The following is a 15,109-nucleotide window of genomic DNA, read 5'->3' on the forward strand; positions in this document are numbered from 1 at the left end:
GCAAAGATGATAGCATTGCCTGATGTCGACACTCTAATGGCGGGTAGCTTGCAGGACCGGCTGGATTCCTTGGTTGCAGATCGGGCCAAGGCCAAGGAAAAAATGATCTGGACTGGCGCAGGCGGCATTGTCGCGGCGATTTTGGTCGGGTTCATTTTCTATACGTTTGGGCTTGAGGAAATCGGCTATTTCGCGGCCACGGTTGTCGGTGGCGGAGCGTTGGCGTGGGCCAGCAATATTCGGCAACAGATGATCGATTCCCTGAAACATGAGATGAACGGCGCGCTCGCCCGCAGTTTGCAGGTAGACTATTCGGTCTCCGCATTTTCAGGGCAGGAATTTGAAAACGCCCGCACCTATGGCCTGTTGCCAACCTATGACGATAAATATTTGCAGGACCAATGGCATGGGTCAATCGATGGCACGGATTTCCTCTTATACGAAGCCAAGCTGACCGAGGAACAGGGTTCGGGCAAGAACCGGCGGACCGTGACCAAATTCGAGGGCGTTGTGCTGCGGTTCCAGTTTGCGCGGCCCTTTCTGGGAACGACGCTGGTCCGCCGCGACGGGTTCAAGATCACCCTGTTTGGCGACAATAAAACCTATAACGGCGAGACGCTGGAGCGGATCAAGATGGTCGATCCCCGGTTCGAAGATGCCTTTGATGTCTATGGCACCGACCAGGTTGAGGCCCGCTATCTGGTGCACCCGGCCTATTGCGAGCGTCTGATCGAAATGGAGCAGGAATTTGAGGGGGACAAATTGGCGGCGCTGTTTTTGGGCGGTGACCTGATCGTCACCTTGCACACAGGCAATATGTTTGAAAGCGCAACGCTGAGTCCCAAACGCGACCGTGAATTGCTGGGTAAGACTATCGCGCAATTCGGTTCGATCACGAAATTGGTCAAACTACTGAACGAGAGGCCGCGGCATTAGCTCCCTTTGACTTGGGCTGCTAATCGGCTAAAGGCCGCCAACCTGATTTCATTCCCTTTGGAGTTTCCCCATGCGCGCCGACGCAGAAGGCTATGTTGCCCGCATTGATGCTGCCCTTAATCTCGTCAAGATGTCGCTTGATTGGGACCGCGCACTGCGTCGCCTAGACGAGTTGAACGCCAAGGTCGAAGATCCAACGTTGTGGGACAATCCCAAGGCGGCCGAAGAAGTGATGCGCGAACGCCGCCGTCTGGATGCGGCCATCGCCACCGTGCGCGAAATTGACGCCGACAAAAGCGGCACCGTCGAATTGATCGAACTCGCGGAAATGGAAGGCGATACGGCCCTCGGCGACGAAGGTGCTGCTTCGCTCAAGGCTTTGGCGGACCGTGCCGACAGGGACAAGGTCTCGGCCCTTTTGTCGGGCGAAGCCGACGGCAACGATACATTTATCGAAATCCACGCAGGCGCAGGTGGCACCGAAAGCCAGGATTGGGCCGAAATGCTACAGCGCATGTACTACCGCTGGGCGGAACAGCGTGGCTACAAAGTCGAAATGGTCGATTATCAGGCCGGCGACCAAGCAGGCATCAAGTCCGCCACCATGCTGGTGAAGGGCGAAAACGCCTATGGCTATGCCAAGACCGAAAGCGGCGTGCACCGTCTCGTCCGCATTTCGCCTTATGACAGCGCGGCCAAGCGGCACACCAGCTTTTCCAGCGTCTGGGTCTATCCCGTCATCGACGACAATATCGATATCGAAATCAACGAAGGTGATCTGAAAATAGACACCTATCGCGCCTCAGGTGCCGGCGGCCAGCACGTCAACACCACCGATTCCGCCGTCCGGATTACCCACAAGCCATCGGGAATTGTGGTGGCCAGCCAGAACGACCGAAGCCAGCACAAAAACCGTGCCACCGCCATGGGTATGTTGAAGGCGCGGCTTTACGAGGCGGAATTGCGCAAGCGGGAGGAGGTCGCGTCGGGCGAATATGCGGCCAAGACCGAAATTGGATGGGGACACCAGATCCGGTCCTATGTGTTGCAACCCTATCAGATGGTCAAAGACCTGCGCACCGGCGTCACTTCACCGACGCCATCCGACGTGCTTGACGGCGACCTCGACAGCTTCATCGCAGCCGCGCTAGCGCAGCGTGTGACGGGCGAGGCGGTAGCTGTTGAGGATGTGGATTAGAAAATAGACGTGCAGGCGTCTATGCTTACGCTGCTGCTTACAAATAAAATGGACAGTCCCGTTTGAGGACTGTCCATAATTTAAAACATCAAAAATCAGTTTGTTGCAGGAGCGACCGCAGCGGTTGCTTCAACTGGGGCAGGTGCAGCAACCTCAACAGGAGCAGGTGCGACCGTGAAGACGATATCTTCATCGATGAACGCGCTGATCTGGCCGCCTGCAGGGATGCGGGCGCTGGTGCCGGTCACAAAAAAGCCCACAACCGGAACAAATGCAACGGCTGCAACAACACCTGCGGTTCCTGTTACGCCCTTGTCATCAAATGCGCCCGACATCCGGACGGTCCGACCATTGAGTGTCATGTTCAACACGCGGCCTTCCAATTTGCCAGATTTTCCCCACATGCCCTTGTTGCGAACGGCGGTCAGTTCACCGACAACAGGTGTGCCTTTTGGTATTACAGTCACGCCGTCAACGACAACATTTTCAGCGACTTCCAAACGAGGGCGATCACCGACTTTGGATGCTTTGTCTTCGGTTGTGATTTCGTGAAGAAACTGAACGCGTACTTGGGCTCCGCCCCGGACCACTCGGGTCGATGCATCAGGGCCTGGTTCCGATACCATCGGCTTGACTGTAACAGTCGTTGCAGGTGCGGATGATTGTGCGATTGCAAATTGCGGCACTGCCGTTGCAAGCAAGCCGATAAGAACCAGTTTTTTCATAGATATGCCCTCCCCATTTGATTGAAGGAGTTAAGCAGAGGATGTCCGTTAGGCAAGTAAAATTACTTAAGTTGCGGCACTTTTCGAATATATTTGATCATCTGATCTTTAACTTCAAATATAAAGATAGTAACACTATCCTATAATTCTATGCACTGCATTTTTTATTGAGGTCGAGCCGCAATAATATTCCATCAGGTTGGGTGCCGAATAAAAATGCACAAATTTGTAAAATGATGTCACATTCTCTAACTGCATATTAACCATTATAGTCCTAGGAACGTGGCGGAATCAGCGCGTTTAGGACCGACTTCATGAATAGAATAATGCGAAGTGAAGAACGCGAAGACGACTCGCGCTTATTTGTTCGCCCATCCGACTCTTTGCGGGATACTCTCGAGGTATTTCGGGTCAACCGGGCGATGCGTCTTTTGGCGGTTGTCGATGAAGATGAAACTCCCGTCGGGGTCATTCGCGAAATCGATATTCGCGACCTGCTGTTCAATCCATTCGGTCATGCGTTAATGTCAAATCCCGGTTTTGGAAATGACATTACCGGATTGATTAAAGACTGTGCGGTTGCCGAATATGATCGGGACAGCGCCGGTATGATCGAAATTTTCTCGCGATACCCGGACAGCCCCGGCCTTGTTTTGGTGGACGGGAAAAAGTTCAGGCAAACGTTGAGCGGCGACCGGTTATTGGAACTATTGGCACGAGGCAGAATTGCGCGTGCGGAACAGATTACCCAATATGGGCAAGAATTTACCCGGCAGATACTGGAACTGTCGGGCATGATTTCACAAACCGCGATCGAGGTGAACAGCCTGTCGGATTCGCTCGGTGCCCAGGCTCAAGAAATGACCAACGCGGCGCATAATGTCGCTACGGGGGCCGCGCAATCGTCTATGGGTTTGCAAGATGTCAACGAACGGGGACGCAACCTCGCAAAAGCGCTGGAACAACTTGCGGTTGCCGCATCAGAAGCGAAAATGGTTCGGACCCGGACAAGATATGTAATAGACGCGGCCGAGCCCCAGATGAAGGCCTTGGCCAAAAGCGGCGACGAAATTGGCGGAATTATCGATGTGATCCACAAGTTCGGCAAGCAGACCAATTTTCTGGCTCTAAACGCGCAAATAGAGGCCGTTCGGCAAGATTCCGATAACCACGGCTTCGTCGCCGTGGCGAGTGAAATCAAGCAGCTCGCAAATCAAACAAAAAACTCGGCACAAGAAGTTGCGCAGAAAGCAGGAAGAATTGGTCGAACCGTTAATCAGGTTATGACCGGCCATGGCGAAATTGTAGAGGCAATGGAGCAGATCAGCGCAATATCCGAACAAATCGACACAGCGGTAGTCGAGCAAAGTGCGACCAGTCTGGTCATTGCAGGCTTTGTCGAGCAAGCTGCAGACGCAACGTCCGACATAAGTGCGCGGGCCAATGATATTGGTGCGCGCGCCAGTCAGGTTCATGCCAATGCAGGCGAACTCGCGCGGGTATCGGCCTTGTTGCTATCTTCCGCCAAGGATATTAGTGAGCACAGCCGTTCATTCGTAAGCTCCATTCAATATGCATGACGCGATCGCGATAATGGGTTCCAATCTATCTAACCACGGCGCGGAACGGCTGAGACAAGGGCTGCTCTGTTATGGAGTTTGGGCATAAACTTATCCTGTAAAAAATTATCGAATGGATTGTTACCCGCCCGGAGACGCTGCCGAACCGGCCAATAAACCGCCATCTAAATGGACCTCGCTGCCGGTCATAAAAGTGGCATCATCCGACGCAAGCATCAGGGCGATAGCGGCCACTTCTTCGACTGTGCCGAACCGCTTTAGCGGCGTATCGGCGACCATTGCCGCCTTGCGTTCTTCCAGGTCCGGACCATCGCCGATCAATGCTTCCCACATTGGGGTCAAGATGGCAGCCGGATGGATCGAGTTGCAGCGGATGTTGAGACCCTGTTGCGCGCAATAGAGCGCGACGGATTTGCTGTGATTGCGAATGGCGGCCTTGGACGAGGCATAGGCGGCCGCGCCCGGTATGCCGACAAGGCCGGAGCGGGACGACATATTGATGATTGAGCCAGCCCCCTTTGCCCGCATTGCGCCAATCGCATAGCGGCATCCCAAAAAGGTGCCATCGAGGTTCACCGCATGGACACGGTGCCATTCGGCCAAGCTGGCGTGTTCGGGGTCGTGCGGGCCGGGGCTGTCTTCGAACCCGGTGATCCCGGCATTATTGACGACAATGTCGATTTCGGGAATTGCGCTGGCCAGATTCTGCCAATCTGCTTCGGATGCGACGTCGAGCCGGAAAAAGCGGCCGCCGATTTCTGCGGCGAGGGTCGAACCTGCTTTGGTGTCGATATCGCCAACAATGACATGGGCGCCTTCCTCGGCAAAGCGTCTGGCGATGGCCGCGCCAATTCCGCGCGCGCCGCCCGTGACGAGGGCGGATTTGTTCTGTAATTTGGGCATAGGGTTATCCTGTAGAATGGACTTCAAGGCGAACGTCATGCTGAATCTGGTTCAGACCGACGGACGTTATTTCGAAAGGCGTTCTGCTCTTTACCCTTGAATCACCGGACATACTCCACTTAAGCAGGATGCAGCATAAGGCCCAGCGCAGGAGAGAGCAAGTGAGTGAGCAACAGGACTGGTTTCCCGTTCCCGAAAGCGCAACCGAGCACACATATTGCACCGCTGCGGACTATGACCGGCTTTATGCCGAAAGCATTACCGAACCCGACGCCTTTTGGGCAACGCAGGCCGAGCGCATCGACTGGTTCACGCCGCCCACGAAAATCGCGAACTGGTCCTATGATCCTGTTTCGATCAAATGGTATGAAGATGGCGTCCTGAACCTGTGCCACAATGCGGTGGACCGCCATGTTGCCGTGGGGCGCGGGGATGCGATCGCCTTTATCTTTGAACCCGATGATCCCGCACAGGATGCCCGCCGCGTCAGCTATGCCCAGTTGCAGGGCGACGTCATTCGCATGGCCAATTGTCTCAAACAGTTGGGCGTTGCCAAGGGGGACCGGGTTACAATCTATATGCCCATGTGTGTCGAAGGCGCGGTCGCGATGTTGGCCTGCGCGCGGATTGGCGCTGTGCATAGCGTTGTCTTTGGCGGCTTTTCGCCGGAAGCCATCGCCGGACGGATCGAAGATTGCGCCAGCCGCTTTGTAATCTGCGCCGACACCGCCGTCCGGGGTGGCAAGTCAGTGCCGTTGAAGGCGAATATCGACGCGGCGCTTGAAAAGGTTGGCGGGGTGGATGCGGTACTGGTCGTGCGGCATACGGGCGAAGCCGTTGCGATGCACGAGGGTCGCGATCATTGGTTCCACGACATGCAGGTTTCGGGCGAATGCCCCTGCGAGCCCATGAATGCCGAAGATCCGTTGTTCATTCTCTATACGTCGGGTTCGACCGGAAAGCCCAAGGGCGTTCTGCATACGGTCGGGGGCTATTCCGTATGGACCGCGGCGACGTTCCATTATGTGTTTGATTACCAGCCCGGCGAGGTCTTTTTCTGCTCGGCGGATATCGGTTGGGTCACGGGCCACAGCTATGTGGTGTACGGTCCTCTGCAAAATGGCGGGACCAGCCTGATTTTCGAAGGAATACCGAGCTATCCCGACAGCGGACGCTTCTGGGACATTATTGACCGGCATCAGGTCAACATTTTCTACACCGCGCCCACAGCTTTGCGCGCTTTGATGCGCGACGGCGACGGGCCTGTGAAGGCACGATCACGGCAATCGCTCCGGCTTTTGGGCACGGTAGGTGAGCCGATCAACCCCGAAGCATGGCGCTGGTACCATGCCACGGTGGGTGAGGGGAAATTGCCCATCGTCGATACATGGTGGCAGACCGAGACGGGCGGGGTGATGATCACCACGCTGCCCGGCGCACATGGCATGAAACCGGGAAGCGCAGGCCGACCCTTTTTCGGCATCCGCCCGCAACTGGTCGATGCCGAAGGTGCTGTGCTGGCAGATGAGCAGATCGGCGGCGCGACAAGCGGCAATTTGTGCATCACGCATAGCTGGCCGGGGCAGGCGCGCACGGTGTATGGCGATCATGACCGTTTCGTGCAGACCTATTTTTCGACCTATAAGGGCAAATATTTCACAGGCGACGGCTGTCGCCGCGACGAAGACGGCTATTGGTGGATTACGGGGCGGGTGGACGATGTTATCAATGTCTCGGGCCATCGCATGGGTACCGCCGAAGTCGAAAGCGCGCTGGTGCTGCACGACAAGGTGGCCGAGGCGGCGGTTGTCGGTTTTCCGCATGATATCAAGGGGCAGGGCATTTATTGCTATGTCACGCTCAACATGGGCGAGGAGCCGTCGGACGAACTGCACGCCGAATTGCGGCAGCAGGTGCGGATCGAAATAGGCCCCATTGCATCGCCCGACCATATCCACTTCACCACCGCCTTGCCCAAGACCCGGTCGGGCAAGATCATGCGGCGCATCTTGCGCAAGATTGCGGAAAATGACTTTGCCGCGCTGGGCGACACATCGACCTTGGCAGATCCCAGCGTGGTTGATGCGCTGATCGAGGGACGGCAAAACCGTTAGTTGACGCTTGCGTCAACCTGAAGGACGGGGTAGAAGGCCGCAGTTAATCGTGCGGTTAAATATCTGTGCCGCCCGTTCCGTAACGGAAGGATGCCATGACTGATTCCTCTGCCAAGGCCGGCCCGCTATCCGGCATCATGGTCATTGAACTGGCCGGTATTGGCCCCGGTCCCTATGCGGGGCAATTGCTGGCAGATATGGGCGCGGATGTGGTTGTGATTGACCGGCCGGGCGGTGGAATGCCCAAGGCGGTTGATGGTCGCGGCAAGCGGTCCATTGTGCTCGACCTCAAAAAACCCGAAGCGGTCGAAGCCTTGCTGAAGCTGGTCTCCAAAGCCGATGTGCTGATCGAAGGCCTCCGTCCCGGCGTGACCGAACGCATGGGTGTCGGGCCAGAAGCGTGTCACGCGATCAATCCGGGCCTTATTTACGGCCGCATGACTGGCTGGGGTCAAAGCGGTCCGTGGAGCCATATGGCAGGTCACGACATCAACTATATCAGCATGACCGGCGTCCTGAACGCCATCGGCAAGGACGGACAACCGCCCGTTCCGCCGCTCAACATGGTCGGCGACTTTGGCGGCGGTTCGATGTTCTTGCTTGCCGGTATATTGGCCGCGCTGGTCGAGCGTGGGCGGACCGGCAAGGGTAATATCGTAGATGCCGCGATCATTGACGGCACGCACAGCCTGATGAGCTTTGTCCACGGCATGGCGGGTCTCGGCCAATGGCAGACCAGGCGTGAGGCCAATCTGCTCGATGGCGCTGCGCCTTTTTATCGTTGTTACATGACGGCGGACGGCAAATTCATGGCGGTCGGCTGTATCGAATCGCAATTCTTTGCGGCGATGATGGAGCGTTTGCCCATCGATCAGGAAGCGTTCGGACATCAGCATGACGTGGCCGCCCGGGCGAAACAGCACGAGATGCTGGAAGATGTGTTCGCGACCAAAACCCGCGATGAGTGGGAGGCGATTTTTGCCGGGACCGATGCGTGCGTCACGCCGGTGCTGGACTATGTCGAAGCAGCAGCGCACCCCGCCAATGCCGAGCGGCAAGCTGTCCTGCAGGATGGTCGCTGGCTGCACCCGCAAATCGCGCCGCGCCTTGCAACGCAGCCGCTGGCTACCCATTTCGAAATTGCAACAAAAGGCGGTAACTATGCAACGATTTTGGACGAAGCAGGGTTATCCGATTCCGAAATATCCCAATTGATCGCGGCGGGTGCCGTGGTCGCAAACAAGGACTGATTATGACTGAAGCCTATATCTATGACACGGTACGAAGCCCTCGCGGCAAAGGGCGTTCCGATGGCGCGCTGCATGAAATTACACCGCTTGATCTGGCGGCGCAGGTCTTGGCAAGTGTGCGTGATCGTAACGGTCTTGCGCCTGATGCGGTGGAAGATATCGCCTTTGGTTGCGTCTCCCCGGTGGGCGAACAGGGGGCGGTGATTACGCGAACAGCCGCGCTTCAGGCCGGGTACGCGCACACCACGTCAGGTATTCAGGTAAACCGTTTCTGCGGATCAGGGCTTGAGGCATCGAATATTGCGTCAGCGAAAGTTATGTCGGGCGAATGCGATCTGGCGATTGGCGGCGGCGTTGAATCGATGAGCCGTGTGCCAATGGGTTCGGACGGCGGCGCTTGGCCGATTGATCCGCGCTCGGCCATCGCCAATTATTTCATTCCGCAGGGAATATCCGCCGATCTGATTGCGACGATCTATGGATATAGCCGCGACGATGTTGATGCCTATTCGGTCGAGAGCCAAAAACGCGCGGCTAAAGCTTGGGCTGAAAAGCGGTTTGCAAAATCTATCCTACCCATCCGCGATGTGATTGGCGAGGTGATCCTTGATCATGATGAACTCATGCGCCCCGAAACGGACATGCAATCGCTTGGCGCCTTGTCGCCAGCTTTCCAGATGATGGGCACCATGATGCCTGGCTTCGACGATATTGCCATGATGCGGTATCCCGAGGTCGAGAAGATCAACCACGTGCATCATGCAGGGAACAGTTCGGGCATTGTCGACGGGGCTGCTGCGGTGTTGATCGGCAATAAGGAAGCCGGAGAACGACTCGGCCTGAAACCGCGCGCACGCATTGTTTCAATGGCGTCCATCGGTTCTGAACCGTCGATCATGCTCACGGGCCCCGAATTTGCTGCACAAAAGGCTATGTCGCGTGCGGGAATGGACAAGGGCGACATTGATGTGTGGGAATTGAACGAGGCATTTGCTGCCGTTGTCCTGCGCTTCATGGAGGCACTCAACATCGACCATAATGATATCAACGTGAATGGCGGCGCGATTGCTATGGGCCACCCGCTGGGTGCAACCGGCGCGATGATCTTGGGCACCGTTCTGGACGAACTGGAACGATCCGGAAAATCGACCGCGCTCACCACCCTGTGCATCGGCGCAGGCATGGGCACTGCGACTATCATCGAACGCGTGAATTGATCGGGATTTCGAACATGACTTACAAAACTTTTTCCGTCGACATCGACAGCGACGGCATCGCGCTTGTCACCATCGACATTCCCGGCGCGACCATGAATGTCTGGAATGGCGACCTGATTGCCGAATTCGGTGCGTGGGTCGAAGACTTCACAACCAACGACGCGGTCAAGGGTGCCGTTATTACATCCGGCAAAGCTAACGGATTCCTCGCGGGCGCAGACCTCACCATGCTGAGCGGGGCAAAGGCGAACAGCACGAAAGAAGCCTTTGACCAGGCATTCGCGCTAAACGCCTTGCTGCGCAAGATGGAAGCCGGCGGTAAGACCGCCAAGGCGTTGACCAGCGGTCAGGCCTCGGCAAAGCCGGTCGCATGTGCCCTTAACGGCCTCGCTCTGGGCGGTGGCTTGGAACTGGCCCTTGCGTGCCATTATCGCGTTGTTGCCGACAATCCGAAAATCCAGCTCGGCATGCCCGAGGTGATGGTTGGCCTGTTGCCCGGTGGCGGTGGTACCCAGCGTACACCTCGCCTGATCGGCCTGCAAAATGCGGCCATGATGATCATTCAGGGCAAGTCGCTCGACCCCGCAACGGCAAAGGCGCAGGGTTTGGTGCATGACGTTGTCCCGGCTGCGGACCTGATCGCCAATGCCAAGGCATGGGTAAAGGCCAATCCGAAGGTCACTGCACCTTGGGATAAGAAGGATTTCAAATTCCCGGGCGGTGCAGGCGCAATGGACCCACGTTCGGTTCAGCTTTTCGTCGGACTGAACGCCATGGCGCACAAGGAAAGTAAGGGCAATTTCGATGCCGTGAAGGCGATCTTGTCCTGCCTTTATGAAGGCTCGATCCTTCCGTTCGACACGGCGCTTCGCGTGGAATCGAAATATTTCACCAAGCTGCTTTCGGGCAGCCAGGCCAAGAATATGATCCGCACGCTGTTTATCAACAAGCAGGCTGCAGAAAAGGGCGCCGGACGTCCCAAGGATGTGCCTCCCGTCGAAATCAAGAAAGTCGGCGTTTTGGGCGGCGGCCTGATGGGATCGGGCATCACCCATGTGACCGTCAAGGGCGGCATGGATGTTGTTGTTCTCGACCGCAGTCTGGAAGACGCCAACAAGGCGGTCGAATACAGCCGCAAGATTATCGACAAGGCCGTGGGCCGTGGCAAAATGTCCAAGGAAGCAGGCGAGGCATTCATGGCCCGCATTACGCCGACCGATAATTATGACGATCTGAAAGATGTCGACCTGATCATCGAGGCGGTGTTTGAACGCCCCGACGTAAAAGCCGACGTCATCAAAAAGGCAGAGGCGGTTATTCGTCCCGACGTCGTATTTGCTTCCAACACGTCAACTTTGCCTATCACCGGCCTTGCGAAAAATTCGGTCCGTCCGGAACTGTTCATCGGACTGCACTTTTTCTCGCCCGTAGAAAAAATGCCGCTGTTGGAAATCATCCCCGGCGAACTGTCGGGCGACCGCGCTTTGGCCGCAGCATTTGATTATAATGCGAAGATCAAAAAGACCCCCATCGTCGTCAAAGACGTGCGTGGTTTCTTCACCAACCGCGTTTTCCCACCTTATATGGGCGAAGCGATGAAGCTGGTGACCGAAGGCGTGAAGCCTGCCCTGATCGAAAATGCGGCCAAGTCGCTGGGCATGCCCATCGGTCCGCTGGCGTTGCTCGATGAAACCACGTTGCAGCTTGGCTATGATGTGATGCAATCGACCAAGAAGGAATTGGGCGACGCTTACCAGCCAAGCGGAACCGAAGATTTCATGGAACTGATGGTCGTCAAGCTGGGCCGTAAGGGCCGCCGCTTCGGCTCTGGTTTTTACGACTACGATGAAAAGGGCGAGCGCCTGACTTTGTGGCAGGGAATGGCCGATCATTATCCCCTGGCGGAAAACCAGCCGACGGTGGAAGAGGTCAAGCAACGCCTTCTCTACATCCAGTTGATTGCGACGGCGCAATGCTTTGAAGAAGAAGTCGTGTGCGATCCGCAAAGCGCGGATCTTGGGGCGATCTTCGGATGGGGTTTTGCGCCCTATACCGGCGGTCCGATGAGCTATATCGACACCGTCGGCCTCGAAAACTTCGTCCGCACCGCCGACAGTCTGGCACAGCGTTTTGGCAGCCGTTTCGCGCCGCCGAAAAGCTTCCGCGAAATGGCGGATACAGGGGCGACACTTTATAAGGCGGCTGCTTAAAGACGCGGGTTAGCGTTCTAATCTAAGTCCTTCCGTTCGTGTCGAGCGAAGTCGAGACACCAATCGGTAGCGAACTACTGCACGGCATCTCGACTACGCTCGATGCGAACGGATTGGGCATGGAAGTATTCAGGGTGACGGTCGCTATAATTTGAACCTGTTTAGTATTTGCGCGCAAAAAAAGGGGCGGCCTCCACTGGGAAGGCCGCCCCTTTTTCGATTTAGCTTCTTAGAACTTCGCGCGAACCGTTACGCCATACATGCGGGGTTCTTCGACAAAACCGATCAGCGAACGGGTGCCAGCGCCACCACGCAACGGGGTGTTGGCGGTAATGCCGCGGGTAATTTCGTTCGTCAGGTTCGTGCCCCACAATTCAAAGGTGAAACGCTCATCCGGCGTGGTGAGCCCGATGCGCGCATTCATCTTGAAATAATTTTCCTGCTCCGCAAGCGGAATGGGAAGACCATTTGTGTCCAGATTGATAGTCCGTGTGGTCCGGCTGTCCGAATAGTTCATGCTGCCGTTGACCAGCAATCCCCAGCCTGAGCTGTTGAGCGGACCGTCATAGGTCAACCCGATGACGCCGGTGAATTTCGGAGCGTTGGTAAGATCTTGACCGCAAAGCCGGGTTACAGAACCCAACGCAGCGGGGGCGACACCGTTGGCGCAATTGCTCGGATAACGCGCATCGGCATAGGTTAGGGCCAGATTGCCTTTCACATAATTGCCGAAATCACCGAACAGTTCGAGCTCCGCACCGGTTGAACGGGCGGAGTTTACGTTAAAGGTCAGAAACTGGACGCCGGTGAATTCGAGAACCTGGAAATCGCTCATTTTCATATCGAACAAGGCAAGGTTCGCCTTGATCGGTCCGAAGGTGCCTTTCACCCCGATTTCGATCTGGTCCACTTTTTCGGATTTGAACCGCGGATCTGCAAAAATCGGAGCAACCGTGCCGCCACCCGCCAGCACGGCGCCGGAATTGGTGATATTGGCCGCCGTTGGATCAAGGTTAAACCCGCCCGATTTGAAGCCGTGGCTGTAACCCGCGTAAAGCAAAAGATCCGGATTGGCTTTATATCCGACTTGCGCCGTGTAGGTAATTTCGTCGTCTTTGAAGACGTTCGACCATTCACGCGGCAAGGGCAGGAAGTTGCTGGCAAGGCCGCCGCCCAATCCCGCAGGTGCCGCCAAGGTGACTGGTGCTGCGAACGGGAAGCAGTTAAGCCCAACAATGCCTGATTGAACTGCGCCGGGCAATCCAGCGCCAGAGAACGCGCCGGTCAGAACGCCGTTCACACTTGCCTGGCATGCGCCGTTTATAGAATTAAGCTGGTCAAATGATGCCGTCTTTTTCTCGTCAACATAGCGCGCGCCTAATGTCAGGCTCAATTTATCGGTGAAGTTGATGACATTATGCGTAAAAATAGAGAAGCTTTTAGCATCTTGACTAAACCGGTTTTCTGCAAAAGCACCCGCCGAGTTTACCGGAATTCCGCCATTGCCCAATGCGGTAAATGCAAATAGTGGATTAACTCCGAGTGCATTTGCAAAGTTAAACGCGCTATTGGCCCGTTGGTAATCGGTCCCGAATGTCATGGTCTGGTCTTCGACAATATCTTCCGTCGAATAGAAACCGCCGACCAGCCAGTCGAGATGATCGTTGAACGCCGTTCCCTGAAACCGCAGTTCGTGGGTCATTGTTTTGATCCGGTTGCCTGTTGGCAAAATGCCGGGACGGGAATTTTGGCCACCTGCACCGGTTGTAAATATGGCCAATGACACGAAATCTGATTCCTGCGTCGAATTGGATTCAAAGTTTCTATACGAACCGATATACGTCATTTTGACGCCACCAAGGTCCCATTTCAGTTCGCCCGAAACACCCCATTGTTCGGCACCATTGACGAAAAGCTGACCATTGGTTGCCAGATTATTCAACGCTGAAGGACCAGATTGATCGACCCCATCATTCGCCAATCCATGGAACGCAAAGAAGGGTGCCAGTTCGGTTTCACGAACGATAACGGCGTCGCAGCAATTTTCGTCGACCTTGGAATAATCAGCAAGCAAGCGGATGCTGACATCGGCATTGGGCTCGATATAGAGTTGGCCGCGCAACATATAACGGTCGCGGTTGTTGCTTTCCGCGCCGGTTGAGCTTTTCAGATATCCATCCCGTTTGCGATAGGTACCCGAAATTCGGAATGCTGCGACATCCTGTGCGATCGGGACGCTGACCCCGCCTTGCACATTGATGAAATTGAAATTGCCATAAGATGCGTTGGCAAAGCCTTCAAATTCGGAGAGGTTGGCGCGCTTCGTTGTGATATTGAGCGCACCGGCCGATGTATTGCGTCCGAACAACGTGCCTTGTGGCCCACGCAAAATTTCGAGCCGTTCCAGGTCGACTAGGTCGCCAAGCGCTACGCCGGGGCGCGATTGATAGACGCCGTCAATGAAAACGCCGACCGAGCTTTCCAGGCCGGTGTTATTGCCGGTGGTGCCGACGCCGCGAATTTTGATCGAGGTGCCCTGGGTTTCAGTCTGTGATGACTGGATGTTGAAACTGGGCGAAATCGAGGACAAAGTTTTGATGTCCGAAACACCTTCGCGTTCCAATGCCTCGGGCGCTACTGCTGTCACAGCGAGGGGAATGTCCTGCACATCCATCGCACGCAAAGTTGCGGTCACAATGATCGGCTCATCCCCATCGTCATCGGCTGCGGACTGTTGGGCAAAGGCGGCAGGTACCGCCAAAGTGCTGCAAATCGTGCCGCACAAAGCGGCCGTCATTATACGGTTAAAACGACGCATTTCTCTCTCTCCTCCATATTGACTGTGGATTTTGCGACATTTTCTGTTCGTCTCGATCCAGCAGTCACTTACAAATTCACTGGGATTTCCCGGGGAATAAGCTCTCTCTCAATCAACATCCTATCGAAGAATTTTCACAAATCCAGTGATTTAATCAA

At 55.7% G+C, this 15,109-nt stretch carries 10 protein-coding genes; 7 read left to right on the plus strand and 3 right to left on the minus strand.

The window, feature by feature from the left end; genetic code table 11:
• Window positions 1–6: 6 nt before the first annotated feature.
• On the plus strand, window positions 7–936 hold the full coding sequence (locus ACKVOS_RS09325) for a DUF3137 domain-containing protein (RefSeq protein WP_409211734.1): 930 nt from the start codon (window positions 7–9) through the stop codon (window positions 934–936).
• Between the two features lie 70 nt (window positions 937–1,006).
• Window positions 1,007–2,134, plus strand: a complete 1,128-nt coding sequence (gene prfB, locus ACKVOS_RS09330) for a peptide chain release factor 2 (protein WP_409211735.1) — start codon at window positions 1,007–1,009, stop codon at window positions 2,132–2,134.
• Window positions 2,135–2,229: 95 nt separating this feature from the next.
• Here the strand turns inward: prfB and ACKVOS_RS09335 are convergent, their stop codons facing one another.
• A complete protein-coding gene (locus ACKVOS_RS09335) occupies window positions 2,230–2,859 on the minus strand; it encodes a hypothetical protein (protein WP_409211736.1) in 630 nt (209 codons plus the stop codon).
• 314 nt (window positions 2,860–3,173) lie between these two features.
• Here ACKVOS_RS09335 and ACKVOS_RS09340 point away from each other — a divergent pair, with 314 nt between their 5' ends.
• Entirely contained in the window at window positions 3,174–4,439 is a 1,266-nt protein-coding gene (locus tag ACKVOS_RS09340) for a methyl-accepting chemotaxis protein (protein WP_409211737.1), read from the plus strand.
• Between the two features lie 120 nt (window positions 4,440–4,559).
• On the opposite strand, the gene ACKVOS_RS09345 is transcribed toward ACKVOS_RS09340, so the two are convergent.
• Window positions 4,560–5,342, minus strand: a complete 783-nt coding sequence (locus ACKVOS_RS09345; protein WP_409211738.1) for an SDR family oxidoreductase — start codon at window positions 5,340–5,342, stop codon at window positions 4,560–4,562.
• Between the two features lie 128 nt (window positions 5,343–5,470).
• On the opposite strand from ACKVOS_RS09345, the gene acs reads away from it, so the two are divergent.
• From acs to ACKVOS_RS09365, 4 genes are all read left to right on the plus strand, one after another.
• Window positions 5,471–7,456, plus strand: coding sequence for an acetate--CoA ligase (gene acs / locus ACKVOS_RS09350; RefSeq protein ID WP_409211739.1), 1,986 nt, complete (start codon window positions 5,471–5,473; stop codon window positions 7,454–7,456).
• 95 nt (window positions 7,457–7,551) lie between these two features.
• Window positions 7,552–8,706: a CaiB/BaiF CoA transferase family protein gene (locus ACKVOS_RS09355; RefSeq protein WP_409211740.1), complete on the plus strand. Its 1,155-nt coding sequence runs from the start codon at window positions 7,552–7,554 to the stop codon at window positions 8,704–8,706.
• Window positions 8,707–8,708: 2 nt separating this feature from the next.
• Window positions 8,709–9,923 (plus strand): acetyl-CoA C-acetyltransferase, encoded by a 1,215-nt coding sequence (locus ACKVOS_RS09360; RefSeq protein ID WP_409211741.1) that lies wholly within the window; start codon window positions 8,709–8,711, stop codon window positions 9,921–9,923.
• Between the two features lie 14 nt (window positions 9,924–9,937).
• A complete protein-coding gene (locus ACKVOS_RS09365; RefSeq protein WP_409211742.1) occupies window positions 9,938–12,133 on the plus strand; it encodes a 3-hydroxyacyl-CoA dehydrogenase NAD-binding domain-containing protein in 2,196 nt (731 codons plus the stop codon).
• 229 nt (window positions 12,134–12,362) lie between these two features.
• Here the strand turns inward: ACKVOS_RS09365 and ACKVOS_RS09370 are convergent, their stop codons facing one another.
• Window positions 12,363–14,951 carry a TonB-dependent receptor gene (locus ACKVOS_RS09370; RefSeq protein WP_409211743.1) on the minus strand — a complete coding sequence of 863 codons (2,589 nt, stop codon included), beginning with the start codon at window positions 14,949–14,951 and terminating at the stop codon, window positions 12,363–12,365.
• Between the last annotated feature and the right edge of the window lie 158 nt (window positions 14,952–15,109).

Origin of the sequence: Sphingorhabdus sp. (genome assembly GCF_046154385.1) — a bacterium.
Lineage (GTDB): Bacteria > Pseudomonadota > Alphaproteobacteria > Sphingomonadales > Sphingomonadaceae > Sphingorhabdus_B.